The organism is Paracoccus sp. R12_2 (assembly GCF_017744015.1).
Classification (GTDB): domain Bacteria; phylum Pseudomonadota; class Alphaproteobacteria; order Rhodobacterales; family Rhodobacteraceae; genus Paracoccus.
The window spans coordinates 348916-374452 of the sequence record NZ_JAGHRA010000001.1; the positions used below are offsets into that span (position 1 = coordinate 348916).

General features: G+C 65.3%; 18 protein-coding genes and 1 pseudogene. 7 read left to right on the plus strand and 12 right to left on the minus strand.

Annotation, left to right across the window (positions count from 1 at the left end; all coding sequences use genetic code 11):
* Positions 1–31: 31 nt before the first annotated feature.
* The 3 genes from J7359_RS01635 to J7359_RS01645 are packed head-to-tail and all read left to right on the plus strand — an operon-like array spanning position 32 to position 3618.
* On the plus strand, positions 32–1555 hold the full coding sequence (locus tag J7359_RS01635; protein WP_247740130.1) for a di-heme oxidoredictase family protein: 1524 nt from the start codon (positions 32–34) through the stop codon (positions 1553–1555).
* On the plus strand, positions 1556–2545 hold the full coding sequence (locus J7359_RS01640; RefSeq protein WP_209054773.1) for an imelysin family protein: 990 nt from the start codon (positions 1556–1558) through the stop codon (positions 2543–2545).
* A complete protein-coding gene (locus J7359_RS01645) occupies positions 2545–3618 on the plus strand; it encodes a DUF1513 domain-containing protein (protein ID WP_209054774.1) in 1074 nt (357 codons plus the stop codon). The genes J7359_RS01640 and J7359_RS01645 overlap by 1 nt, the downstream gene beginning before the upstream one ends.
* A gap of 52 nt (positions 3619–3670) precedes the next feature.
* Here the strand turns inward: J7359_RS01645 and J7359_RS01650 are convergent, their stop codons facing one another.
* The 3 genes from J7359_RS01650 to J7359_RS01660 all read right to left on the minus strand — a co-directional run bounded on the left by J7359_RS01650 (position 3671) and on the right by J7359_RS01660 (position 8862).
* Complete coding sequence (locus J7359_RS01650) at positions 3671–4840, minus strand: nucleotide sugar dehydrogenase (protein WP_209054775.1); 1170 nt, start codon at positions 4838–4840, stop codon at positions 3671–3673.
* A gap of 114 nt (positions 4841–4954) precedes the next feature.
* Positions 4955–7642 (minus strand): DNA translocase FtsK, encoded by a 2688-nt coding sequence (locus J7359_RS01655; RefSeq protein ID WP_209054776.1) that lies wholly within the window; start codon positions 7640–7642, stop codon positions 4955–4957.
* Between the two features lie 20 nt (positions 7643–7662).
* Complete coding sequence (locus J7359_RS01660) at positions 7663–8862, minus strand: aminotransferase class I/II-fold pyridoxal phosphate-dependent enzyme (protein ID WP_209054777.1); 1200 nt, start codon at positions 8860–8862, stop codon at positions 7663–7665.
* A gap of 381 nt (positions 8863–9243) precedes the next feature.
* On the opposite strand from J7359_RS01660, the gene petA reads away from it, so the two are divergent.
* From petA to J7359_RS01680, 4 genes and pseudogenes are all read left to right on the plus strand, one after another.
* Entirely contained in the window at positions 9244–9804 is a 561-nt protein-coding gene (gene petA / locus J7359_RS01665) for a ubiquinol-cytochrome c reductase iron-sulfur subunit (RefSeq protein WP_209054778.1), read from the plus strand.
* A 12-nt stretch (positions 9805–9816) separates the two neighbouring features.
* Positions 9817–11139 (plus strand): cytochrome b, encoded by a 1323-nt coding sequence (petB, locus tag J7359_RS01670; RefSeq protein ID WP_209054779.1) that lies wholly within the window; start codon positions 9817–9819, stop codon positions 11137–11139.
* A 717-nt stretch (positions 11140–11856) separates the two neighbouring features.
* A pseudogene (locus tag J7359_RS19855) lies at positions 11857–12576 on the plus strand (cytochrome c1); the annotation flags it as partial.
* 231 nt (positions 12577–12807) lie between these two features.
* Positions 12808–13689, plus strand: a complete 882-nt coding sequence (locus J7359_RS01680) for a ribokinase (RefSeq protein WP_209054781.1) — start codon at positions 12808–12810, stop codon at positions 13687–13689.
* 3 nt (positions 13690–13692) lie between these two features.
* On the opposite strand, the gene phoB is transcribed toward J7359_RS01680, so the two are convergent.
* The 9 genes from phoB to mutS form a co-directional block, all read right to left on the minus strand.
* Positions 13693–14382, minus strand: coding sequence for a phosphate regulon transcriptional regulator PhoB (gene phoB, locus J7359_RS01685; protein ID WP_209054782.1), 690 nt, complete (start codon positions 14380–14382; stop codon positions 13693–13695).
* 6 nt (positions 14383–14388) lie between these two features.
* Positions 14389–15111, minus strand: a complete 723-nt coding sequence (gene phoU, locus J7359_RS01690) for a phosphate signaling complex protein PhoU (RefSeq protein ID WP_209054783.1) — start codon at positions 15109–15111, stop codon at positions 14389–14391.
* Positions 15112–15129: 18 nt separating this feature from the next.
* Positions 15130–15927 carry a phosphate ABC transporter ATP-binding protein PstB gene (gene pstB, locus J7359_RS01695; protein ID WP_209054784.1) on the minus strand — a complete coding sequence of 266 codons (798 nt, stop codon included), beginning with the start codon at positions 15925–15927 and terminating at the stop codon, positions 15130–15132.
* 21 nt (positions 15928–15948) lie between these two features.
* On the minus strand, positions 15949–17298 hold the full coding sequence (gene pstA / locus J7359_RS01700) for a phosphate ABC transporter permease PstA (RefSeq protein ID WP_209054785.1): 1350 nt from the start codon (positions 17296–17298) through the stop codon (positions 15949–15951).
* Entirely contained in the window at positions 17295–18752 is a 1458-nt protein-coding gene (gene pstC, locus J7359_RS01705) for a phosphate ABC transporter permease subunit PstC (protein ID WP_209054786.1), read from the minus strand. Before pstC ends, pstA begins: the two co-directional genes overlap by 4 nt.
* Before the next feature lie 66 nt (positions 18753–18818).
* On the minus strand, positions 18819–19862 hold the full coding sequence (locus J7359_RS01710) for a substrate-binding domain-containing protein (RefSeq protein WP_209054787.1): 1044 nt from the start codon (positions 19860–19862) through the stop codon (positions 18819–18821).
* 188 nt (positions 19863–20050) lie between these two features.
* Positions 20051–21640 (minus strand): BCCT family transporter, encoded by a 1590-nt coding sequence (locus tag J7359_RS01715; RefSeq protein WP_209054788.1) that lies wholly within the window; start codon positions 21638–21640, stop codon positions 20051–20053.
* A 116-nt stretch (positions 21641–21756) separates the two neighbouring features.
* Positions 21757–22857, minus strand: a complete 1101-nt coding sequence (aroC, locus tag J7359_RS01720; protein ID WP_209054789.1) for a chorismate synthase — start codon at positions 22855–22857, stop codon at positions 21757–21759.
* Positions 22854–25484, minus strand: a complete 2631-nt coding sequence (mutS, locus tag J7359_RS01725) for a DNA mismatch repair protein MutS (protein ID WP_209054790.1) — start codon at positions 25482–25484, stop codon at positions 22854–22856. Before mutS ends, aroC begins: the two co-directional genes overlap by 4 nt.
* Positions 25485–25537 lie beyond the last annotated feature (53 nt).

Genomic DNA, 25537 nt, shown 5'->3' on the forward strand with positions numbered 1-25537 from the left:
CCCTGCGATGTGGCGGCTGATGCCGCTGGCGATGGTCGCCCTGACGGGCGCGGGGCTGGCCCAGACGCCGGCCCCGACGCTTTCAGATCCGCATCTGAACATGACGGCGCGGACACCCGTAGAAATCGGGCGGATCGCGGATGTCGTCGCCCCGACCGACGACTTCACCAAAGCCGAGCCGTTCGAGGCCAATCCCGGCGGCGCCGCCACGGTGCGCGCCCGCGACGATGCCGACGCATTCTCGCTGTCATCGGCCAATATCTCGTTTCAGGACGAGCTGCGCTTCAAGGTCGGCAACGGGCTGTTTCGCAAGCTGTGGGTCTCATCCCCGTCGTCCACGCTGGCCTCCGACGGGCTGGGGCCGTTATACAACGCGCGCGGATGCCAGAACTGTCACCTGAAGGACGGGCGCGGCCATCCGCCGGACGCGCCGGGCCAGCCCGGTGGATCAATGTTCCTGCGCCTGTCCGTGCCCGCCGACGACAACGCCGAACGAACCCGGATCGAGGATTATCTGGCGGGCACCGGCAATCCCTATCGCCCGACGCGCCCCGATCCGGTCTATGGCGGGCAGTTGCAGGATCTGTCGGTTGCGGGCGTTCCCGCCGAAGGGCGCATGGTCGTCACCTATGCCGAGGAAGCGGTGGAATTGTCGGGTGGCGAGATCGCGCATCTGCGCCGGCCGACCTACAGGATCGAGGATGCCGCCTATGGGCCGTTGCGCGACGACCTGATGATCAGCCCGCGCGTGGCACCGCAGATGATCGGGCTCGGGCTGCTGGAATCGGTGCCCGCCGCCGACATCGTCGCGGGCGCGGACCCGGACGATGCCGACGGTGACGGGATCTCGGGACGGGCGCAGATCACATGGTCGGCGCGCTACGACAAACCGATGCTGGGCCGCTTTGGCTGGAAGGCCGGGATGCCGACGATCGAGGAACAGTCGGCCAGCGCCTTTTCCGGGGATATCGGCATCTCGACGCCGCTGCATCCCGCGCCGTCGGGCGACTGCACCCCGGCGCAGCATCCCTGTGTCAAGGCCCCGCACGGCGATGGCGATGCCCGCGTCTCCGAGATCGACGCCGAAGGGCTGGATCTGGTCACCTTCTACAGCCAGAACCTTGCCGTACCCGCCCGCCGCGACCCGGAGGATCCGCAGGTTCTGCGTGGCAAGCAGGCCTTCTACAAGGCCGGATGCGCCGATTGCCACCGCCCGAAATTCGTCACCGCCCGGATGCAGGACCGGCCCGAACACAGTTTCCAGCTGATCTGGCCCTACAGCGACATGCTGCTGCACGACATGGGCAAGGGATTGGCCGATGACCGCCCCGAGGGGTTGGCGGACGGGCGCGAATGGCGCACCGCGCCCCTGTGGGGCATCGGGTTGACCCGGCAGGTCAACGGGCACAGCATGTTCCTGCATGACGGTCGCGCGCGATCCATCCTCGAAGCCATTCTGTGGCATGGCGGCGAGGGCCAGGTGGCGCGCGACCAAGTCACCAGGATGCCGCCCGAAGATCGCGCGGCGCTGATCCGATTCGTGGAAAGCCTTTAGATGCGCGCAGCCCTTCTTCCCGTCTTCGTCCTTGCCCTTCTGCCGCGGCCCGCCTTGCCGGACGTGACGGGGGCGGTGAACGATCATGTCCTGCCCGCGACCCGGCATTTTGCCGAAACGGCCGGCGCCTTGGCCGACGCCGCCACCGCGGATTGCCGCGCCGTGTCTTTGCGACCTGCCTATCAGGACGCCTTTGACGGCTGGATGGGCCTGTCGCATCTGGGCTTTGGCCCGTTGGAGCAGGACGGGCGCGCCCTGACGATCGAATTCTGGCCCGATCCGCGCGGCCTCGTGGCGCGCACGGTCAGGGGCCTGATGGCGGACGCCGATCCGGTGGTGGACGATCCGCAGGCTTTTGCCGAGGTGTCGATTGCCGGGCGCGGCCTGATGGCGCTGGAGCGCGTGATCCACGGCGACAATGCGGACTACGGGCCTGACGATTATGAATGCCGGTATGCCCGCGCCATCGCCGTCGATCTGGCGGCCATCGCGGCGGCCATCAGGACCGACTGGGCCGATCATGCGCAGTTGATGCTGACCGCCGGCACGGCGGACAACAGCCGCTATCTGTCGGCGAAGGAACCGGAACAGGCACTGTACACCGCGCTGCTGTCGGCCATCGAATTCGACGCGGATCAGCGGATCGGCCGCCCCATGGGCACGTTCGACAAACCGCGCCCGAAATCGGCCGAGGCATGGCGGTCGGACCGCCCGTTGCGCAATATCCGCCTGTCGCTTGCGGCGCTGCGCGATCTGGCGATCCACATGTCCGACACCCCGATCCCGGTGACCGAGGCGGCGTTCGAGACCGCGCAGCAGACGGCGATGGCGCTGGACGATGCACGTCTTGCAGGCGTCGCGGATCCGCAATCCCGCCTGAAGATCGAGATCCTGCAACAGCAGATCCGCGCGATCGGCGATGCGGTCCGGGGCGAGATCGGCGGCGGGCTGGGCCTGACGGCAGGCTTCAATTCACGGGATGGCGACTGATGCGCCGGCGCAGCTTCCTGACCGCGCTGATGGCGGGCGCGGTCGCCCCGCGCCTGTCATGGGCCGACGCCGGCAGCCCGGCGATCCTTGGCGCGGCGCGCGAGGCGGACGGAACCTATGCTCTGTTCGGTCTGACCGCACAGGGCGCGGACACGTTCCGCATCCCGTTGCCGGCGCGAGGCCACGCCGCCGCCGCGCATCCGACCGCCCCCGAGGCCGTCGCCTTCGCGCGCAGCCCCGGCACCTTCGCGCTGGTTCTGAACTGCGCGACGGGCAAGGTCATGGCCCGTCTGCACGCCCCTCAGGGCCGGCATTTCTATGGCCATGGCACGTTCATTGCGGACGGCGACATCCTGTGCACGTCCGAGAACGATTATCAGGCCGGGCAGGGCAGGATCGGACTGTGGTCGCGCAGCCAAGGCTGGCGGCGCGTGGGCGAGATCCCGACCCACGGCACCGGCCCGCACGAGATCCGGCGCATGCCGGGCGATGTTCTGGTCGCCGCGAATGGCGGGTATCGCAACCACCCCGACAGTCCCGGCATCAAGCTGGGCGTGGCAGAGATGCGGCCGAACCTAGCCTATGTCAGCGCCGATGGCGATCTGCTGGACAAGGTGGAACTGGACGAATCGCTGCGGCGGAACTCGATCCGTCATATCGCGCTGGGTCGCGACGGGCTGGTCGCGTTCGGCATGCAATGGCAGGGCGATCCGGCCGAGGGCGTGCCCCTGATGGGCCTGCACCGGCGTGGCGGCCCTGCCGTGCTGGACCGCATGCCGATCCACGAGGCGGTGGCGATGGCCGGCTATGTCGGCTCGGTCGCGTTCGACGCCGCACGGCGGCAGGTCGCGATCAGTTCACCTCGCGGCGGGCGGGTCCAGATCTTCGACGATACCGGCGGACATCTGCGCACCATCCTGCGCGAGGATGTCTGCGGCCTTGCGCCAGCGGGGCGGGGTTTCTTCGTCTCGGACGGGCTGGGCGGGCTGACGCGCGCGGACGACCGGATCACGCCGCTGGCCAAGCGGGGCGGCCGCGCATGGGATCACCATCTGGTCCCGGTCACGGCCTGACGCGGCTCAGCCCCCCGCCGACGCAGCGATCAAATCCACCCCGACGCGGCGATCAATCCACGCCGAACAGGTCGCGGGTATAGACCTTGTCGGCGACATCCGACAGCAGATCGGTGCGGCGATTGGCCAGGATCAGGTCGGCCTCTGCCTTGAACGCATCCAGATCGCGGACCACCCTGCTGTTGAAGAACCGATCCTCTTTCAGCACCGGCTCATAGACGATCACCTCGATCCCCTTGGCCTTGATCCGCTTCATCACCCCCTGGATCGAGCTGTCGCGGAAATTGTCCGATCCCGCCTTCATCACCAGCCGATAGACGCCGACCACACGCGGTTTCCGGGCCAGGATCTGATCGGCGATGAAATCCTTGCGCGTCGTGTTTGATTGCACGATCGCGGAAATCAGGTTTTGCGGCACGTCCTCGTAGTTCGCCAGAAGCTGCTTGGTATCCTTGGGCAGGCAATACCCGCCATATCCGAAGCTTGGATTGTTGTAGTGATTGCCGATTCGCGGGTCCAGGCCGACGCCCTCGATGATCTCGCGCGTGTTCAGGCCGTTGCGGACCGCATAGGTGTCCAGTTCGTTGAAATAGGCGACGCGCAGGGCAAGAAAGGTGTTCGAGAACAGCTTGACCGCCTCGGCCTCGACCGGGCCGGTGAACAGCACCGGCATGTCCTTGCGGATCGCGCCCTCGACCATCAGCTTGGCAAAACGCCGCGCGGCCGGACCGTGATCCCCGACGACGATCCGCGATGGATACAGGTTGTCGTAAAGCGCCCGCCCCTCGCGCAGGAACTCGGGCGAGAAGATGATCCCCTCGTATCCGGTTTCCGCGCGCATCCGCATCACGAAACCGACCGGCACCGTGGACTTGACGATGATGGTGGCATCGGGCGCGAGTTGCCGGGCCCGTTCGATCACCGAAACGACCGTCGATGTATCGAAGCGGTTGGTCGCCGGGTCGTAGTTCGTGGGCGTCGCGACGATGACGAATTCCGCGCCGTCGAACGCCTGCTCGGGATCGGTGGTTGCGGTCAGTTGCAAGCCCCCCGCCGACAGATGCTCGGTAATCTCGACATCCTCGATGGGCGACTTGCCGGTATTGACCGACGCCACGCGCCCGGCATCGACATCAAGCGCCCGCACATCATGCGACTGCGCCAACAGGACGGCGTTGGACAGACCGACATATCCCAGCCCCGCAACGGCGATTTTCGTCATCTTGTCTTCCGCCCGCCTTGTGTCGCCGCCGGTGATGCCACAGGCCGACAGGTGATGTCATGTGCCACCAGCGGTGGCCCGGCAACCGGCCGACCGCCGCCATCTGCGCAAATCTCAGACCTCTGGCACAAGAACTTCGCGCTTGCCGACATGGTTTGCGGACGACACGACGCCCTGATCCTCCATCTGCTCGACCAGCCGCGCTGCCTTGTTATAGCCGATGGCCAGCTTGCGCTGGATATAGCTGGTCGAACATTTGCGATCCTTGGCGACGATCATCACCGCCTGATCGTAAAGCTGGTCGTCGCCGCCGTCGCCGCCGCCAAGCCCCAGAACGGCATCGATATTGTCGGCCTTCTCTTCGTCCGGCCCCTCGACGACACCCGACTGATAGCTGGGCGGGCCAAAGGATTTCAGCTGCGTCACGACCTCTTCGACCTCTTCATCGCTGACGAAGGGGCCGTGGACGCGGGTGATCCGCGCGCCGTTGCCCATATACAGCATGTCGCCCTGACCCAGCAGCTGTTCGGCCCCCTGTTCGCCCAGAATCGTGCGGCTGTCGATCTTCGAGGTCACCTGGAAGCTGATCCGGGTCGGGAAGTTGGCCTTGATCGTGCCGGTGATGACATCGACGGATGGGCGCTGCGTGGCCATGATCAGGTGGATGCCCGATGCACGCGCCATCTGCGCAAGGCGCTGGATGCAGGCCTCGATTTCCTTGCCCGCGACCATCATCAGGTCGGCCATCTCGTCGACGATCACGACGATATAGGGGAAGGTCTCGGGCTGGAATTCCTCGGTCTCGAAGATCGGCTCGCCGGTGTCCTCGTCAAAGCCGGTCTGGACGGTCCGCTTGAACATCTCGTTCTTGGACAGCGCCTCGCGAACACGGCCGTTATAGCCCTCGATGTTGCGCACGCCCATCTTGGACATCTTGCGGTAGCGGTCCTCCATTTCGCCCACGACCCATTTCAGCGCCACGACGGCCTTCTTGGGGTCGGTGACGACCGGGGACAGAAGATGCGGGATACCATCATAGACCGACAGTTCCAGCATCTTGGGGTCGATCATGATCAGCCGACATTCATCCGGCGTCAGCTTGTAAAGCAGCGACAGGATCATCGTGTTGATCGCGACCGATTTCCCCGAACCCGTGGTGCCGGCAATCAGCAGATGCGGCATCTTGGCCAGATTGGCCACGACCGGATCGCCGCCGATATCCTTGCCCAACGCCAAAGGCAGCGGCTGGGTGCCGTCGCCAAAGGCGCGGCTGGCGAAGATCTCGCGCAGCAGCACCTTTTCGCGCCGCGCATTGGGCAGTTCGATCCCGATCACGCTGCGCCCCGGAACGGTCGAGACACGCGCCGACAGCGCCGACATCGACCGCGCGATATCATCCGCCAGGCCGATGACCCTGCTGGCCTTCAGGCCCGGCGCGGGTTCCAGTTCGTAAAGCGTGACGACCGGGCCGGGGCGAACCTCGGTGATCTGGCCCTTGACGCCGTAATCGTCCAGCACCGCCTCCAGCATGCGGGCGTTTTCCATCAGCGCCTCTTCCGAGATCTGCGTCCGGTCGCTGGTCGTGGGCGCGGTCAGCAACGCCAGGGGCGGCCGCTCATACGCGGTCTCGGTCTCGTCGAATCGCAATTGCGGCTCGGCCTCGGCCCGGGCCTGTTTCGAGCTGCCCGAGATGGGCTTGCGGGCAGGCGGCACCACCACGCGCTGATGATCCGCACCGAACGGCACGGGTTCGGCGGGCTCGATCGCGAATTCCTCGTCCTGGGACGGCGTGGCGGCGGTCACCGGCGGTTCGGCGCGGGGCAGGTCGCGCGCGCCTTCGCGTGCAAGGCGCGCGGCCACCGCGGCCAGCACCGAAGGTTTTCCGGTCCGGTTGCGGATCGCGTCGCTGATCCTGCCGCTGACCTCTTCGGCGGACGGTCCGTCGCCATCGTAGTCGGCATCACGCTCGATCAGTTCGGGTTCCGGCATTTCTTCCTGCAGCTCGAAATCCTCTGGCTGCGCCTGTGCCGCACGACGCGCGCGCACACCGATGCGGGGCGACGGCCCGGACCCCGTCCGAGGCGACGTATCCGCCGCGGCCACCGGCTGAGCCCGCCGCGCACGCACCCGCTGCGCCATTCCCGCCGACGCGACCGCGCCGCGCCCTGCCAGCCGCATCGCCACGTCATAGGCGGTGACAAGCCCGATCAGGAAGCGCCGCCAGATGGCGCGGATTTCGGTTCTGTCGAAGCCAAGCACGAACACCACGGCAGCCAGCGCCCCCGCCGCGACGATCAGCGCGGCAAGACGAATTCCGATCTGCGCCTTCATCGGGATGATGGTCAGCATCGCGCCCATCACCATGTCGCCGAAATGACCGCCAAGGCCGTAATTCTGCTGCCAGTCCGGCGTCGGCGTCAGGGTGCTGCAATACACCGATGCCAGCGCGACCGCGATCGGCGTGAAGATCCCGCGCATGATGCGTTCTTCCGACCGGTGCAGCATCAGCCGCAGCCCCCAGACGAACGCCGCCAGAACCAGCACCCACGACCCGTACCCCGCGATCATCATCAGCGGCGAGGCGACATAGGCCCCGAAACTGCCCAGAAGATTCTGCGCCGGGGCATCGGTCGCCGACAGGAAGCTGGGGTCCTCGGCCGACCAGCTGCCCAGCATCATCGCGACCAGCACACCCAGCACGATCAGCCCGGCGCCTGCCAGTTCCTTGCCGCGCCGTTCCAGCGCCGCCTGCGTGTTCTGGTCGAACAATGGATCGCGGTGTTTCGCCTGCCAGCTTGCCATGCCGTTATCCTTCCCCGCACTCAATCCTGATCGTCATCATACAACACCTCTCGCAGCCGCGTCAGGGCGGTCTCGGTCTGATCCGGGCTTGCGACCAGCGCCACCCGGACAAATCCGCGACCGGGGTTCTCACCATCCACCTCGCGCGACAGATACGCGCCCGGCAGCACCTGTATGCCTGCACGACGCCACAATTTCACCGCGGCTTCCTCGCCATCGGCGACCGGTAGCCACAGAAAGAACCCGGCTTCGACCGGACGATAGCCCGGCACATTGCCAAGAACGCGGTCCGCGATGCGGTATTTCTGCTGATACAGCGCGCGGCTGGCCGCGACATGCGCCTCGTCCTGCCAGGCCGCCTCGCTGACGGCCTGGGCCGGCAGCGACAAGGGCGCGCCCGCATAGCTGCGCAACCGCCGCATCTGAGCGATATTCGCGGCGCTGCCAGCAGCAAAGCCCGACCGCAGCCCCGGCAGGTTCGACCGCTTGGACAATGAATTGAACATCACCACACGGTCGGCCAACCTCATCTCGGTCGCGACCGCCAGCGCGCCGGGCGGCGGCGTGTCGCGATAGATCTCGGAATAACATTCGTCGGCGAAGATCAGAAAATCATGCGCCTCGGCCAGCCGCAGCAATGTCTGCAGGTCATCGCGCGACGCCACCGCACCTTGCGGATTGGCCGGCGAACACAGATAGGCGATGGCAACCCGGTCCAGCAGATCGGCGGGCAGCGCGGCATAGTCGGGCAGGTTGCCGGTCGCGGGCGTCGCCGGGACAAAGATGGGGTCGGCCCCGACCGCCGCCGCGGCGACCGCATAGACCTGATAGAACGGGTTCGGAACAAGGATCGCCGGACGCTGGCCGTTCTTCTTTTCGGGACACAGCGCCAGCGCGGCGTTGAACAGGCCCTCTCGGGTGCCGTTCAGCGCCATGATCCGGTCGGCAGACACGGTGATTCCATAGCGACGCTGCAACCAGTGCCCGATGGCCTCTAGCAGGGCAGGCGTGCCCTCGTTGCTGGGATATTTCGCGAACTGGCCGATATGCGCTTCCATGACCCGGCCGACGAATTCCGGCATCTCATGGCGCGGCTCTCCGATGGTCATGACCATCGGAGCATCGCCGGCCCGCAGGTCCGGTTCGATACCCGACAACAGCGCCCGCAGGCGCGGAAACGCGTATTCCGGCAGGTTCGAGAACCGCTCGGGAATTGCCATGACTGCCTCGCTTTCGGGGTCTTGTGCCCCGCTATTGCGATAAACATTAGCGTGATCGCGGGCTTGCGTCCAGCGAAAGCCAAGCCACGGCCGCGATCCGGGTTCGATCGGCAACGGGTCTGGCGCGAAGAACGCCCTTGAACGGGAATCGTCGCATCCGGGGGCTGCGACGCGGGTAACACCATCAGGCCGCGAAGCTGGCGGTCGGCCATCGCCGCGACAAAATTCCAACAGATGCGGCGATATGCGCGCGCATGGACGGGGTTACCGGCTGGACTGACGAAGAATTGACAGCTAGAACCGCCGTCGCGAAGGCTGCGATGATACGCGGCCCGGATTGTCGTATCGGCCGGGCTTCCGGCCCGAATTGGAGAATGACCCGTGTCCCACGCAGATGACCACGTAGGCACCCGGAGGGATTTCCTCTATTATGCCACGGCGGGCGCAGGCACGGTGGCTGCCGGAGCCGCCGCCTGGACGCTTGTGAACCAGATGAACCCATCGGCCGACGTCCAGGCATTGTCCTCGATCCAGGTTGATGTCAGCGGCGTCGACACCGGCACCCAGCTGACCGTCAAATGGTTGGGCAAGCCCGTGTTCATCCGCCGCCGGACCCCCGAAGAAATCGAGGCCGCGCGGGCCGTCGATCTTGGCGAGCTGATCGACCAGAACGCCGAGAACGCCAACAAGCCCGGCGAACCGGCCACCGACGAAAACCGTTCGCTGGACGAAGCGGGCGAATGGCTGGTGCAGATCGGTGTCTGCACCCATCTGGGCTGCGTTCCCATCGGTGACGGCGCGGGCGATTTCGGCGGCTGGTTCTGTCCCTGCCACGGGTCGCATTATGACACGTCCGGGCGTATCCGGCGCGGGCCCGCCCCGCAGAACCTGCATATTCCCGTCGCCGAGTTCCTCGACGACACGACCATCAAGCTGGGCTGAGGAGGGTTCCACATGGCCGGTATTCCGCACGACCATTACGAGCCCAAATCGGGCTTCGAACGCTGGCTGCACCGCCGTCTTCCGGTGGCGGGCATCCTGTACGACACACTGATGATTCCCACGCCCAAGAACCTGAACTGGATGTGGATCTGGGGCATCGTGCTGGCATTCTGCCTTGCCTTGCAGATCATCACGGGCATCGTTCTGGCGATGCACTATACCCCGCATGTCGATCTGGCCTTCGCCAGCGTCGAACACATCACCCGCAACGTGAACGGCGGCTACATGCTGCGTTACCTGCACGCCAACGGTGCATCGCTGTTCTTCGTCGCCGTCTATCTGCACATCTTCCGCGGCCTGTATTACGGCAGCTACAAGGCCCCGCGCGAGGTGACCTGGATCATCGGCATGCTGATCTATCTGTGCATGATGGGCACCGCCTTCATGGGCTATGTGCTTCCCTGGGGCCAGATGTCGTTCTGGGGCGCCACGGTGATCACCGGCCTGTTCGGTGCGATCCCCGGGATCGGGCCGTCGATCCAGACCTGGCTTCTGGGCGGACCGGCCGTGGACAACGCCACGCTGAACCGCTTCTTCTCGCTGCACTACCTGCTGCCGTTCATCATTGCCGCGCTGGTCGTGGTCCATATCTGGGCCTTCCACACCACCGGCAACAACAACCCGACCGGCGTCGAAGTCCGTCGGACCAGCAAGGAAGAGGCGGAAAAGGATACGCTGCCGTTCTGGCCGTATTTCGTGATGAAGGACCTTTTCGCGCTTGGTGTGGTGCTGGTCGTGTTCTTCGCGATCGTGGGCTTCATGCCGAACTATCTTGGCCACCCCGACAACTATATCGAGGCAAACCCGCTGGCGACGCCCGCCCATATCGTGCCGGAATGGTACTTCCTGCCGTTCTACGCGATCCTGCGCGCCTTCGACAGCGAGGTGTGGCTGGTGCAGCTGGTCAGCTTCCTGTCGTTCGGCATCATCGACGCCAAGTTCTTCGGGGTGATCGCCATGTTCGGTGCCATCCTGGTGATGGCGCTGGTGCCGTGGCTTGACACCAGCCGCGTTCGCTCGGGCCGCTATCGCCCGCAGTTCAAGTGGTGGTTCTGGCTGCTTTGCGTCGATTTCGTGGTGCTGATGTGGGCGGGCGCGATGCCGGCCGAGGGGATCTATCCCTATATCGCACTGGCTGGCGCGGCCTACTGGTTCGCCTACTTCCTCGTGATCCTGCCGCTTCTGGGGGTGATCGAGAAACCCGAACCGATGCCCGCGACGATCGAGGAAGACTTCAACGATCACTACGGCGCCAAAGCGCATCCGGCCGAGTAAGGAGAGCCATAGATGACCCTGAGAACCAAGACGCTCACGGCCGTTGCGGCCCTGACGATCTCTGTGGCCGGCTTCGCGATGGCGCAGGACGGCGCGACCACCGCAAGCCCCGAGCAGCAGCCCGAGACGGCACAGACCGCGCCGTCGGGCGAGGCTGAGGCCCCGGCATCGGACGACGCGGCGACCCAAGAGGCAGCGTCCGAGGACGCGGCATCCGAAGACGCAGAAGAGCCGGCGGCGGAAGACGCGGCCGCGCAGGAACCGGCGGCTGAAGAAGAACCGGCAGCGGACCCCCCCGCTGCCGAAGAGCCTGCTGCGGAAGAACCTGCTGCAGACGAAGCAGAGGCAGAGGCGCCCGCAGCAGAAGATGCGGCCGAAGAAGATCAGGCGGCCGACGCGGCGCCGGATGAGACTGTTGCCGAGGAAGAAGCCGCAGAGACACTGCCGGCTGACGAATCGGCCGATCAGCCCGAGGCCGAGGAAGAGGTTCAGGACGAACCCGCCCCTGCCACGGATGAAACCGCGGCCGAGGAAACCGAGGCACAGCAGGAACAGCCCGCAGGCGCTGACGCCGAAACCGCCGTCGAGGCGGAATCGGCCGAGGAGCCGACCGTGGCCGAGGATTCCGCTGCCGAGGACGAGGAACATGCAGCCGAGGCAGAAGCCGAGGAGCACGGCGAAGCCGCAGATCATGGCGACGGCGGTGGCCATGGCGGCGGCCATATCGAGGACATCTCGTTCAGCTTCGAGGGTCCGTTCGGCAAATACGACCAGTTCCAGCTGCAGCGCGGCCTGCAGGTCTATACCGAGGTTTGCTCGGCCTGCCACGGCATGAAGTTCGTGTCGATCCGCAGCCTTGCCGACGAGGGCGGCCCCGCCCTGCCCGAGGATCAGGTCCGCGCCTATGCTGCCGGTCTGGCCGAGATCACCGACGAAGAGAACGGCGAAGACCGGCCCCGCCTGCCGACCGACCATTTCCCGACCGTCAGCGGCATGGGCATGGGGCCGGATCTGTCGCTGATGGCCAAGGCCCGCGCCGGATTCCACGGACCTTACGGGACCGGCCTCAGCCAGTTGTTCAACGGGATCGGCGGACCTGAATACATCCACGCCCTGCTGGTTGGCTATACCGGCGAAGAGATCGAGCAGGCGGGCAGCATCTTCTATGGCAACACCGCGTTTCCGTCGGGCGCCATCTCGATGCCGCCCCCTCTGTCCGAGGATCTCGTGACCTACGAGGATGGCACCCCGGCGACGGTGGATCAGATGGCCCGCGACGTATCGGCCTTCCTGATGTGGACCGCCGAGCCGAAGATGATGGACCGCAAGATGGTCGGCCTCGTGTCGGTTCTGTTCCTGATCGTGCTGACCGCGCTGCTGTATCTGACCAACAAGCGTCTCTGGGCGCCGCACAAGCACAAGAAGCTGGAGCGGTAATACCCGCTTCGGTCGATCAGTGATCGCAGAAAGGACGCGCCCCGGATCGGGGCGCGTCTTTCGTTTGGGCGGCAGCGTTCCGTCATCGGGACCTTGGCGGAAACGCCCCGTGCGCCGACCGGGCACATCCGGGCAAGGAAGAAGCCGGCGTCGCGACGGTGACTTGCCGCGCGGCACTGGACAAGCGACGATGACGGCGATCATCTGGTGCAGGTCCAAAAGGGAAAGCGCATGTCAATCTGGAACCTGGGTTCGATCAATATCGACCATGTCTATCGTCTGGATCACCTGCCGCAGCCGGGCGAGACATCGGCCGCGACGGGCTATGCGGTGGGCTTGGGCGGCAAGGGTGCAAATCAGTCGCTGGCTGCCGCAGGCGCGGGAGCTGTGACGCATCATCTTGGCGCAATGGGTGCGGCGGATGGCTGGGTGATCGATCGTCTGGCAGGGGCCGGGATCTGCACCGCAGCGATCCAGCGGCTGCCGCGCGACGCGACCGGACATGCGATCATCCTGCTGGATGGCGCGGGCGAGAACTCGATCGTGATCCATCCCGGCGCCAACCGGGCGATCGCCCCTGCCCCCCTGCGCGAGGCGATGGCCCTGATCGCGGCGGGCGACACGCTGCTGTTGCAGAACGAAACCAACTGCCAGGTCGAGGCGGCGCGCGCCGCCCGCAATACCGGTGCGCGCGTCATCTATTCGGCCGCGCCGTTCGACATCGAGGCGGTTCGCGATGTCCTGCCCCATGTCTCGATCCTGGCGATGAATGCAGGCGAGGCGGAACGCCTGTTCGCCGAGATGCCGGGACCGCTGCCGGTGGACGGATTACTGATCACGCGTGGCGGCGACGGCGCCGAATATCGCGACCTGCGGGGCGGCAGCACGGAATTTCAGCCGGCCTTCCGGGTGACGCCGGTGGACACGACCGCCGCGGGCGACACCTTCGCGGGGTATTTCGCGGCCTCACTGGACCGCGGCTGCGACATCGCCGAGGCGTTGCACCTGGCATCCGCCGCCGCCGCGCTGAAGGTGACGCGGCCCGGCGCGGGCGACGCGATCCCGAAGCTGGAAGAGGTTCAGGACTTCATCCGCCAGCACGAGGCCGGCTGAGCGTTATCCCAGCGCATATCCGGTGCCACGCACCGTGCGCACCGGGTTGTCGCCGCCGTTCTGCATCAGCGCCTTGCGCAGCCGCCCCACATGCACGTCGATGGTGCGGGTATCGACATAGATGTCGCGGCCCCAGACCCGGTCCAGCAACTGTTCGCGGGTCCAGACACGACCCGGCTTTTCCATCAGCGTGGACAGCAGCCGAAACTCGGTCGGGCCAAGATGCAGCGGCTGCCCGGCCCGGAACACGCGATGTTCCGACGCGTCCAGAATGATATCGCCGAAGCTGAGCCGTTCGCCCATGCTGGCCGGGCGGGTGCGGCGCAGCTGGGTGCGCAGCCGCGCCATCAGCTCGACCACCGAGTAGGGCTTGACGACATAATCGTCGGCGCCGGTTTCCAGCCCGCGCACCCGGTCGGTTTCCTCGCTGCGCGCCGACAGCATGATGATCGGGATGCCGCGGGTCGCGGGATCGGCCTTGACTTGCCGGCAGACCTCGATCCCCGAAACCTTGGGCAACATCCAGTCCAGCACCATCAGGTCCGGCTGTTCTTCCTGCACCAGAAGCAACGCATCCTCGCCATTGTCGGCCACGACAACCTCGAACCCTTCGGATTCAAGGTTGTATTGCAGCACCTCGCGCTGTGCGCCTTCGTCCTCGACCACCAGAACGCAGGGGGTTTGACGCGACATCGTCCCTTAGCCCTCGCCGACGACCGGCGCATCCGATGGAACGCTGTTGGCCTTGGGCCGCGCCTCGTCGGGCAGTTCGCCGGTCACCAGATAGATCACCTGCTCGGCGATCGAGGTCGCGTGATCGCCCATCCGTTCGGTATTCTTGGCCAGGAAATGCAGATGCATGCAGGCGGTGATGTTGCGCGGATCTTCCATCATGTGGGTCAGGAATTCGCGAAACAGCGCATTATACATCTGGTCAACCTCCAGATCGCGCATCCGCACATCCTCGGCCAGATCCGCGTCGCGGCGGATATAGCTGTCCAGCGCGTCCTGCAGCATCTTGTTGACCGCCAGGTTCATCCGGCGCAGCGCCAGTCCCGATCCGTCGATATAGGGCAGCTGCGACAGGACGGCCGTGCGCTTGGCCATGTTCTTGGCATAGTCGCCCACCCGTTCCAGCGACGCGCTGATCTTGATGACCGCAAGGACCATCCGCAGATCCGTCGCCGTCGGCGCGCGCAGGGCGATCAGCCGCGCGGCGTCTTCGTTGATCTGCGTCTCCATCGCATCGATGGCCTTGTCGCGGCGGCGGACCTGTTCGGCCAGCTCTTCGTCGCGCGTCTCCAGCGCGGTCGCGGCGTCGGTGATCGCTGCCTCGACCATGCCGCCCATTTTCACGACCTGCGCCTGGATCGTTTCCAGATCGCGGTCGAAAGCCGAGGATATGTGTTTGTCCCGGTTCATGTGCCTGCCTCCTGCTCGTCAGCCGATTCGACCGGAAATGTACGATTCCGTGCGCGAGTCCTTCGGCTTGGTGAAGATGTCGTCGGTTTCGCCGTATTCCACCAGATTGCCGAGATGGAAGAACGCCGTCTTCTGGCTGACGCGCGCGGCCTGCTGCATCGAATGGGTCACGATCACGACCGAGAACTGCTGGCGCAGCTGTTCGATCAGTTCCTCGACCTGGCCGGTGGCGATCGGGTCCAGCGCGGAGCAGGGCTCGTCCATCAGCAACACCTCGGGCGAGGTCGCGACGGCGCGCGCGATGCACAGGCGCTGCTGCTGGCCACCCGACAGGCCGGTTCCCGGTTCCTGCAAGCGGTCCTTGGCCTCGTTCCACAATGCCGCGCCGCGCAGGCTGCGTTCGACGATCTCGTCCAGTTCGGCCTTGTTGCGGGCAAGGCCGTGAATGCGCGGACCGTAAGCCACGTTGTCATAGATCGACTTCGGGAACGGGTTCGGCTTCTGGAACACCATGCCGACCTTGGCGCGCAGCTGCACCGGATCGACGCGACGGTCATAGATGTCCTCACCGTCAAGGGCGATCTTGCCTTCGACCCGCGCGGCGGCAATCGTGTCGTTCATGCGGTTCAGACAGCGCAGGAAGGTCGACTTGCCGCAGCCCGAGGGTCCGATGAAGGCGGTCACGGTCTTGTCCAGGATGTCCACATCGACATCCTTGATGGCGTGCGTGTCGCCGTAATAGACCTGCACCTTCCTGGCCGAGATCTTGATTTCGTCCTGTCCCACGGCGTTCTCCACTCGATTCATGTCGTACATACTGGCCTCCTTTCGGCCCCGTTACCAACGCCGCTCGAACTTGCGGCGCAGATAGATGGCCAGCAGGTTCATGCACAGCAGGAATACCAACAACACGATGATCGCACCCGAGGCGCGTTCGACAAAGGCCGGATCACCGCGCGTCGTGAAGTTGTAGACCTGCACCGGCAGCGCCGAGGCGGGCTCGAAGAAACCATCGATCGGCCAGCTTGGATAGTCGCGCACGAAAGCGACCATGCCGATCAGCAGCAAGGGCGCGGTTTCGCCCAATGCCTGCGCCAGCCCAAGGATCGTGCCGGTCAGGATGCCGGGCATCGCCAGCGGCAGCACATGATGGAACACCGTCTGCATCTTCGAGGCGCCGACACCAAGCGCGGCCGACCGGATCGACGGCGGCACTGCCTTCAGCGCGGCGCGGGTCGAGATGATGATCGTCGGCAAGGTCATCAGGGTCAGCACCAGACCGCCCACGATGGGCGCCGAGGCGGGCAGGCCCGCATAGTTGATGAACACTGCAAGGCCCAGGATACCGAAGACGATGGACGGCACCGCGGCAAGGTTCGAGATGTTCACCTCGATCAGATCCGTGAAGCGGTTCTGAGGGGCGAATTCCTCAAGATAGATGCTGGCCGCGACGCCGATTGGCAGCGCAAGGAACAGCACGATCAGCATCATGTAGGCCGATCCGACGATCGCCACGCCCAGGCCGGCGGCCTCGGGACGCAGTTCGGATGCGTCGGGGAAGGTGATGAAATCCCAGTTGAAGCGCGTCGTCAGCAGACCCGCCTCGCGCATCCGGTCGGCAAGCTGCAATTGTGCCGGGCTGACATTGCTGTCGCGTTCGGCCGAGGTCATCGAAACGCGGCCCTTGATATAGCCGTCGATGCGGCCGTTGGCCAAGGCCCAGAACTCGACGCTTTCGCCCAGCATGTCGGGATCGCTCAGCACCCGGTCGCGAAGCTGCGCGGGCGCCTCTTTCGACAGCATGTCGCCAATCTCGGTATCCGATATCCCCTCGGTCGAGATGCCGGCCGCCTGAAGCGACGCAGGGAAGGCCGCCTTCATCAGGTTGCCATAGCGCAGCGTGGTGACCTTGCCCATCTCGTCGGGGTTGCGATTGCCTTCCGGGTCCAGCTCTGCGGGGTCCAGCGTCAGCTCGATCTTGGCATAGGTCTGAAAGAACGCCGAGGCGCCGTTTCCGATGACCGAGGTCAGCAACATGACCAGGGCAGCGATGGACAGGCAGATCGCAACGGCCCCGTAAAGCCGGAAGCGGCGTTCGGACGCGTTGCGACGGCGCGTGCGCTGATCCAGGCTCAGCAGCGATTTCCCCGATGGCGCGGGGGTGTTCTGTGCGGTCGCGTCGGTCATTCGTACTGCTCCCGGTATTTGCGGACGATATAAAGGGCCAGCACGTTCAGCCCCAGCGTGAACACGAACAGCGTCAGGCCAAGTGCAAAGGCGACCAGCGTTTCGGGACTTGCGAATTCGGTGTCGCCGGTCAACTGGCTGACGATCTTGACGGTGATCGTGGTCATCGCCTCGAACGGGTTCAACGACAGCTTTGCGGCTGCACCCGCACCCAGCACCACGATCATGGTCTCGCCGATGGCGCGGCTGGCGGCCAGCAGAACCGCACCGACCACACCCGGCAGGGCGGCAGGCAGGATCACCTGCTTGATGCTTTCCGATTTCGTCGCGCCCAGCCCGTAAGACCCGTCACGCATCGCCTGCGGAACCGAGTTGATGATGTCGTCTGACAGCGAACTGACAAAGGGGATCAGCATGATGCCCATGACCAGCCCCGCCGTCATCACCGATGACGAGGAACTGCCCAGGCCAAGCGGTTGCGCGAAATAGTCGCGCAGCGCCGGTCCGACGGTGATCAGCGCGAACAGGCCGTAAACGATCGTCGGGATACCTGCCAGGATCTCGATGGCGGGCTTGGCAAAGCTGCGGACACGCTTGCTGGCGTACTCCGCCAGATAGATCGCGGCCAGCAGCCCGATCGGCACGGCAACCAGCAACGCGATGAACGACACATACAACGTGCCCCACAGCAGCGGCCAGATACCCAGATCCGAACCACCCCGGAACTGCGGGTTCCATGTCAACGACAGGAAGAAATCCTTCGCCGGATACATCCGGAAGAAACTTGCGGTCTCGAAGACCAGCGACAGCACGATCCCGACCGTGGTCAGGATGGCGACCAGGGACGACCCGATCAGCAACGCCATCACCACCCCTTCGGACACGTTGCGGGCCCGGAAGGTGGGATTGATACGGCTGATGGCAAAGGCAAAGCCCGCGATGGCGAACAGCGCCACCCCGGCGCCTTTCAGCAGGCTGCTTGCCTGGATCAACTCGCGACGCTGCTTGGCGGCCTGAAACACGGCAGGCTCGACATCAGAGCCCAGCGCGACACCCACATCGGCCAGACGCCCGCGGACATCCGCCATATCGGCGCGCATCTGCGTAAGCTGATCTTCGGTCAGGGTCGAACGCTGAATCAGTGCATCCAGCCCTTCCGAGATGCGGGTGACATCCGCCATCTTCAGATCAAGCTCGGACCCTGTCGCGCCGGTGGCCTCGACAACGCCGCGCACGCGGCTGTCGATCACGCGAGGCTCGGCCAGCATCCAGACAGCCAGCAACAGCAATGCCGGCACTACCGTGAACAGAAAGACCGACTGGCCATACTGGCTGGGAAGCGAATGAAGCTTGCGGGGATCGCCCGATACGCTGGTCAGCGCGCGGCGTCGGCCCAGATAGAAGCCGATGACGCCCAGTCCGACCACGAACAGCAGGATAAGGCCAATGCTCATGGGGTACCTGTCACAATGGGTGAAGGGGCGACGGCGCTGCCGTCGCCCCAGCTGTGTGGGATGGAATTATTCTTCCAGCGGGCCCATCGGGGTGCGGTTGGCAACCATTTCCTGCGTGGCGGCCAGTTCCGGGTCGGACACCAGGCCGTAATTGGCCAGCGGGCCGTTCGGGCCGGCCATGTCATCGGACACGAAGAACTCGATGTATTCCTGCATGCCGGGGATCACGTCCAGATGCGCGTTCTTCACATAGAAGTACAGCGGGCGCGACACCGGATATTCGCCCGAGGCGATGGTCTCGGTCGAAGGATTGATGCCGGACATGGTCGCGACATTCAGCTTGTCGGTGTTGTTCTCGTAGAACGACAGGCCGAACACGCCGATGGCGTTCTTGTTCGCGTCGATGCGCGCCAGCGTTTCGGTGTAGTCGCCGTCGATATCGACCGACACGCCATCGGTGCGCAGCGAGGTGCACATTGCCTCGGCCTTGTCCTCGTCGCCGCCGTTCTGTTCGGCGAAGACTTCCATGGCGCCCGATTCCTCGCAGCCCGCCAGGATTACCTTCTCGTCGAACACTTCACGGGTGCCGTGCTTGGTGCCGGGAATGAAGGCCAGGATCTGCTGATCGGGCAGGTCGCCGTTCACGTCGGACCAGCTGGCATTGTCGTTGGCCTTGACTTCGCCGTCCACGACGATGTCCTTGGCCAGCGCGTTGAACCAGTCGGCCGGGGTAAAGGCGAATTCGGGACCGTCGATGTCGCTGGCGAAGACGATCCCGTCATAGCCGATGCGGACTTCCATGATCTCGGTCACGCCGTTGGCGGCGCAGGTGTCGATGTCCGACTGGCTGATGCGGCTGGACGAGTTGGCGATGTCGATGGTGTTCTCGCCGACGCCTTCGCACAGCTTCTTGCGGCCAGCACCCGATCCGCCGGATTCGACGACCGGGGTCGGGAAGTCGAAGTTTTCGCCGAACGATTCGGCGACGATGGTCGCATAGGGCAGCACGGTCGAGGAACCAGCGGTCTGGATATTGTCGCGTGCGGCAGCAGCGGTGGCCGAGGCGGCGACGATGGCAAGCGCCGAGACGGTGAATTTCGCGGTGTTCATGGATCTCTCCTGAGTCGGTCATTGCCCAGTATGGGGCTGCTGCTGAACTAGACCCGGCAGGTGACGACTATGCGACTGTTATATGACGATTAGATGACAATCGACCACCTCAGCGATTGCTGGGCGAAATGCGCCCGAACGCGCGGTTGTGCGCGCCCGGATTCATACAACCTGCCGGTTTCAGGCGATCATTTGTGACGTTCGGACCTCAGCGCCAGGAACAGGCACCAGGCCATCGCCAGAACCACGATCGTGAAGGGAATCCCCATCGACACGGCGGCCCCCTGCAGGGCGTTCAGCCCGCCACCCAGCAACAGCGCGATGGCCACCAGCCCCTCGAACGTGCACCAGAAGACGCGCTGCGCCACGGGGGCGTCCATCTTGCCGCCGGCGGTGATCGTGTCGATCACCAGCGACCCGGAATCCGACGATGTGACGAAGAACACAACGATCAGCACCAGCGAGACCGGCGCGGTGATGCTGTAAAGCGGCAACTGATCCAGCATCCTGAACAGCGTCAGTTCGGGCTTGTATGCCGCGACCACCTCGGCCACGCCGTCATAGCCGCCTGCCATCTGGTGCAGCGCCAGACCGCCGAACACCGACATCCACAAGGCGCAGACGAGTGACGGCACCACCAGGACATACAGCACGAATTCGCGCACCGTGCGGCCCTTCGAGATGCGGGCGATGAACATGCCGACAAAGGGCGACCAGGCGATCCACCACGCCCAGTAGAAGGTCGTCCAGCCATGCATGTAGCCATCGTCCTCGCGGCCGATGGGGCTGGACAGCGGTGCAAGCTGGATCAGGTAGTCGCGCAGCACGGCGCCGAAATTCGTCAGCAGGAACAGCGTCGGTCCGACCACCAGGACGAACACGAACAGCACCGCCGCCAGCGCCATGTTGATTTCGGACAGGCGTTTGACGCCGGCATCCATGCCCAGAAGAACCGAACCCAACGCAATGGCGGTAATTCCGATGATCAGCCCGACGATCAGCGTGTTGGACACCGGCACCCCGAACACGTCGTTCAGCCCCGCCGCGACCTGCTGCGCGCCAAGCCCCAGCGTCGTGGTCAGCCCGAACAGCGTCGCGAACACCGCCAGCGTGTCGATGACATGGCCGGGCCAGCCCCAGACCCGCTCGCCCAGGACCGGATAGAAGGCCGAGCGCAGTGTCATCGGCAGGCCCAGGTTGAAATAGAAGATCGCCAGCGCCAGCCCGACCACCACATAGACGGCCCAGGCATTCAGCCCCCAGTGAAAGATCGTGCCGACGATCCCCATCGTCTCGTTGCCCGCAACCGCGGGATCAAGACCCAGCGGCCAGGCATTCAGCTCGGGCAGCGTGTAATACATCGGCTCAAGCACGCTGAAGAACAGCAGCCCGATCCCCATCCCGGCGGAAAACAGCATCGCGATCCAGCCCGGCAGGCTGTAATCGGGCCGCGCGTCACGCCCGCCGATCCTGACCTTGCCCAAGGGGGTGACGGCGATGAAGACACAGAAAAGCAGCAGCAGGTTGACTGACCACATCAGATACCAGTCGAAGGTGCTGGTCAGGAACGGCCGCAACCAGCCGAAGAACGCCGCCGACGCCTCTTGGTTCAACAGCGCGACCACGACGAACAGCACGATCACACCCGCAGATATGACAAAGACCGGGTTGTGGATATCCAGCCCCAGCGGTCGGATATTGTCCTGCCCCAGCTCGTACTCGGTGTCGAAATCCATCACCCTCGGATCCGGATCCAGCATTTTCTTGTTATCGGTCATGTCGTCCCCGCCTGCGAAAAGGGACCGCCCGACTTATCGCCGAGACGGCGGATAAGGCGACAGAACAACATTTTTCGGCCGTGATCACAACCCGGTGAGCCGGCGCGGCAGCCCGATCAGCCGATTTCGCCCCGAACACCGCCGGTCTGTGCGCGATCCATCAGCAGGTGATCCAGGATCACGCAGGCAGCCATCGCCTCGGCCACAGGCACCGCGCGAATACCGACACAAGGATCGTGGCGGCCCTTGGTGATCAGCTCGATCTCTTCGCCCTGCCGGTTGATGGTGCGGCGCGGCGTGGTGATCGAACTGGTCGGCTTGACCGAGAACCGCACCACGATCGGCTGCCCGGTGCTGATCCCGCCCAGAATGCCGCCCGCATGGTTCGACAGGAAGATCGGCCCGTCATTGCCCATCCGCATCTCGTCGGCATTGGCGGTGCCGGTCAGGGCGGCCGCGGCCATCCCTTCGCCGATCTCGACGCCCTTGACCGCGTTGATCGACATCATCGCGGCGGCCAGATCGGTGTCCAGCTTGGCATAGACCGGCGCGCCAAGGCCGGGCGGGCAGCCTTCGACCAGCACCTCGATCGCGGCACCGACGCTGTTCTGATCCTTGCGGATGCCGTCCAGGTAATCCGACCAGGCATTTGCCGCCGTTGCATCGGGCAGGAAGAACGGGTTTTCCGGGATCGCGCGCGCATCGAATTTCGCGCGGTCCAGATGCATGTCGCCCATCTGCACCATGTAGCCGATGATCTTCAGATCCGGCAGCAGATGGGCCAGAACCGCCTGCGCCACGCCCCCGGCGGCGACCCGCGCCGCCGTTTCTCGCGCCGAGGACCGCCCGCCACCGCGATAGTCGCGCAGCCCGTATTTCAGGTGATAGGCGATATCGGCATGGCCCGGACGAAAGCTGGTCGCGATATCCCCGTAATCCTTGCTGCGCTGATCGGTGTTTTCGATCATCAGCTGGATCGGCGTGCCGGTGGTGCGGCCCTCGAAGACGCCCGACAGGATCCGCACCTGATCGGCCTCGCGGCGCTGGGTGGTGTGCTTGCTGGTGCCGGGGCGGCGGCGATCCAGGAATTGCTGGATAAAGTCTTCGTCCAGCGCGACACCGGGCGGCACGCCATCAACCGTCGCGCCCAGCGCGGGGCCGTGGCTTTCGCCCCAGGTCGTGAACCGGAACTCGCGGCCGAATGTGTTGAAGCTCATGGCTGTTCTCCGGTCAGGGCCTTCAGTTCATAGATCAAGTCCAGCGCCTCGCGCGGGGACATCGCATCGGGATGCACGTCTTTCATGCGCGCGTCCAGAGGACCGTCCTTCGCCTTCGACGCCGCGGGTGCGGGCGGCACGGCGCGGAACAGGGGCAGATCGTCGATCAGCGCGGCGGGCCGTGCCGCACCTTCCCGTTCGCCCGATTCCAGGGCGTCCAGAACCTCGCGCGCGCGATCCACGACCGAGGCGGGCAGCCCCGCCAGCCGTGCGACCTGCACACCATAGGAACGGTCCGCCGCGCCCTTGCGGACCTCGTGCAGAAAGATCACGTCGCCGTCCCATTCGCGCACCGCGACGGTGGCGTTCTCGACCCCGTCCAGCTTGGCGGTCAGGGCGGTCATTTCATGGTAATGCGTGGCAAACAGCGCGCGGCATCGGTTGACGGCGTGCAGATGCTCCATCACGGCCCAGGCGATGGACAGCCCGTCCCAGGTCGCCGTGCCACGCCCGATCTCGTCCAGGATGACCAGCGCATGATCGTCGGCCTGATTGAGGATTGCCGCCGTCTCGACCATCTCGACCATGAAGGTGGACCGGCCCCGCGCCAGATCGTCGGCGGCCCCCACGCGACTGAACAACTGGCTGACCATGCCGATATGGGCGCTGCGCGCGGGCACGAAGGCTCCGGCCTGCGCCAGCACCGCGATCAGCGCATTCTGCCGCAGAAAGGTCGATTTACCGGCCATGTTCGGGCCGGTCAGCAGCCAGATCGCGGGGGTATCGCCCGCCGTCAGATCGCAGTCATTGGCGACAAAGCTTTCGGATTTCCGCTTCAACGCGCGTTCGACCACGGGATGGCGTCCACCCTCGATCTGAAAGACCCGGCTGTCATCGACGCGCGGACGCGTCCATCCCTCGCCGGTGGCGATGTCGGCGAAGGCGGCGGCCAGATCGATCTCGGCCAGCGCCCGTGCGGCCTGCCCGATCTGTGCGGCGCGGTCCAGCACCGCATCGCGCAGCCGGGCGAAGATGTTCCGTTCGATCTGCAGCGCGCGGTCGCGGGCGTTCAGGATCCGGGTTTCCAGTTCGGACAGCTCGACCGTGGTGAAGCGGATCTGGTTGGCGGTGGTCTGGCGGTGAATGAAGATATCGGACATCGCCCGCATCCGGTCGGCATGCGTGGTCGTCGTCTCGATGAAATATCCCAGCACGTTGTTGTGCCGGATCTTCAGGCTTTGCACACCGGATTTCGCGGCATAGTCCGCCTGCATCGACGCGATCACGCCACGTCCCTCGTCGCGCAGTCGGCGGGTCTGATCCAGATCCTCGTCGTATTCGGGGGCGACGAAGCCGCCGTCGCGGGCCAGCAGAGGCGGCTCGGCCACCAGCGCATCGTCCAGCAGGTCGATCAGGTCATCATGTCCGGTCAGATCCCGCGCGGCCCAGGCCAGCACCCGGGTTGCATCCGCCGGCATCCGCGTGGCGATCCCGGCGCCCTGTGTCAGCCCGGCACGGATCGCCGCCAGATCCCGCGGCCCACCCCGGTCCAGCGCCAGGCGCGACAGCGCGCGATCCATGTCGGGTACGCGTCCCAGCGCGGCGTGCAGATCGGCCGACAGCCGCGCGTCATCGACCAGCAGCGACACCGCCTCCTGCCGTGCATGGATCAGCGCCAGATCGCGGCTTGGCGCGCTGATACGTCGTTCCAGCAGCCGCGCCCCCGCCGCCGTCACGGTGCGGTCGATGGCGGTCAGCAACGACCCCTCGCGCCCGCCCGACAGGGCCTGGGTCAGTTCCAGGTTGCGACGCGTCGCGGCATCGATCTGCATCGCGCCGCCCGCGTTCTCGCGCAGCGGCGGGCGCATCAGCGGCAGCCTGCCCTTCTGCGTCATGTCCAGGTATTCGACGATCGCGCCCATCGCGGCCAGTTCGGCCCGGCTGAAATTGCCGAACCCGTCAAGCGTCTCGACCCCGTAAAGCGCACATAGACGCCGCGCGCCCGACGCGCTGTCGAAGGTACCGGCGGGCAGATCGGTCAGTGCCGCCCCGGCATCGGAGGCCAGATCGTCCAGCCCCGCATTCTCGACCGCCAGCAATTCGCGCGGGGCAAGCCGCGCCAGTTCCGGCGCAAGCCGGGACAGCGGGCAATCCATCACCTGAAACGCGCCGGTCGAGATATCGACCCAGGCCAGCGCGGCCTGATCGCGGACCTGCGCGAAGGCCGCGAGGAAATTGTGTCGTCGCGCCTCAAGCAGTGATTCCTCGGTCAGCGTGCCGGGCGTGACAAGCCGCACCACATCGCGCGCAACGACGGATTTCGATCCGCGCTTCTTCGCCTCGGCCGGGTCCTCCATCTGTTCGGCGATGGCCACGCGAAACCCCTTGCGGATCAGCGTCAGCAGATAGGATTCGGCGGCATGGACCGGCACGCCGCACATCGGGATGGGCTGACCCTGATGCGTGCCGCGTTTCGTCAGCGCGATGTCCAGCGCGGCGGCGGCGGCGACCGCGTCATCGAAGAACATCTCGTAGAAATCGCCCATGCGATAGAACAGCAGCGCGCCGGGATTGGCGTCCCGGATCGCCAGATACTGCGCCATCATCGGTGTGGGCTGATCGCTCATGGATGTCCTTCGCCTGTCTTTGCCGGCGTTTCTAGCTGTCCGCGGGCGGCTTG

Excerpts from the sequence above, each read along its gene's own strand:
- phoB (WP_209054782.1), bottom strand. The coding sequence starts at position 14,382 with ATGTCGCGTCAAACCCCCTGCGTTCTGGTGGTCGAGGACGAAGGCGCA.
- aroC (WP_209054789.1), bottom strand. The coding sequence starts at position 22,857 with ATGAGCTTCAACACATTCGGCCGCGAGTTCCGGTTCACGACCTGGGGC.
- J7359_RS01680 (WP_209054781.1), top strand. The coding sequence starts at position 12,808 with ATGTCAATCTGGAACCTGGGTTCGATCAATATCGACCATGTCTATCGT.
- petB (WP_209054779.1), top strand. The coding sequence starts at position 9,817 with ATGGCCGGTATTCCGCACGACCATTACGAGCCCAAATCGGGCTTCGAA.
- mutS (WP_209054790.1), bottom strand. The coding sequence starts at position 25,484 with ATGAGCGATCAGCCCACACCGATGATGGCGCAGTATCTGGCGATCCGG.
- J7359_RS01635 (WP_247740130.1), top strand. The coding sequence starts at position 32 with ATGGTCGCCCTGACGGGCGCGGGGCTGGCCCAGACGCCGGCCCCGACG.
- J7359_RS01715 (WP_209054788.1), bottom strand. The coding sequence starts at position 21,640 with ATGACCGATAACAAGAAAATGCTGGATCCGGATCCGAGGGTGATGGAT.
- phoU (WP_209054783.1), bottom strand. The coding sequence starts at position 15,111 with ATGAACCGGGACAAACACATATCCTCGGCTTTCGACCGCGATCTGGAA.
- pstA (WP_209054785.1), bottom strand. The coding sequence starts at position 17,298 with ATGACCGACGCGACCGCACAGAACACCCCCGCGCCATCGGGGAAATCG.
- J7359_RS01660 (WP_209054777.1), bottom strand. The coding sequence starts at position 8,862 with ATGGCAATTCCCGAGCGGTTCTCGAACCTGCCGGAATACGCGTTTCCG.
- pstC (WP_209054786.1), bottom strand. The coding sequence starts at position 18,752 with ATGAGCATTGGCCTTATCCTGCTGTTCGTGGTCGGACTGGGCGTCATC.
- J7359_RS01640 (WP_209054773.1), top strand. The coding sequence starts at position 1,556 with ATGCGCGCAGCCCTTCTTCCCGTCTTCGTCCTTGCCCTTCTGCCGCGG.
- pstB (WP_209054784.1), bottom strand. The coding sequence starts at position 15,927 with ATGTACGACATGAATCGAGTGGAGAACGCCGTGGGACAGGACGAAATC.
- J7359_RS01650 (WP_209054775.1), bottom strand. The coding sequence starts at position 4,840 with ATGACGAAAATCGCCGTTGCGGGGCTGGGATATGTCGGTCTGTCCAAC.
- J7359_RS01645 (WP_209054774.1), top strand. The coding sequence starts at position 2,545 with ATGCGCCGGCGCAGCTTCCTGACCGCGCTGATGGCGGGCGCGGTCGCC.
- J7359_RS01710 (WP_209054787.1), bottom strand. The coding sequence starts at position 19,862 with ATGAACACCGCGAAATTCACCGTCTCGGCGCTTGCCATCGTCGCCGCC.
- J7359_RS01655 (WP_209054776.1), bottom strand. The coding sequence starts at position 7,642 with ATGGCAAGCTGGCAGGCGAAACACCGCGATCCATTGTTCGACCAGAAC.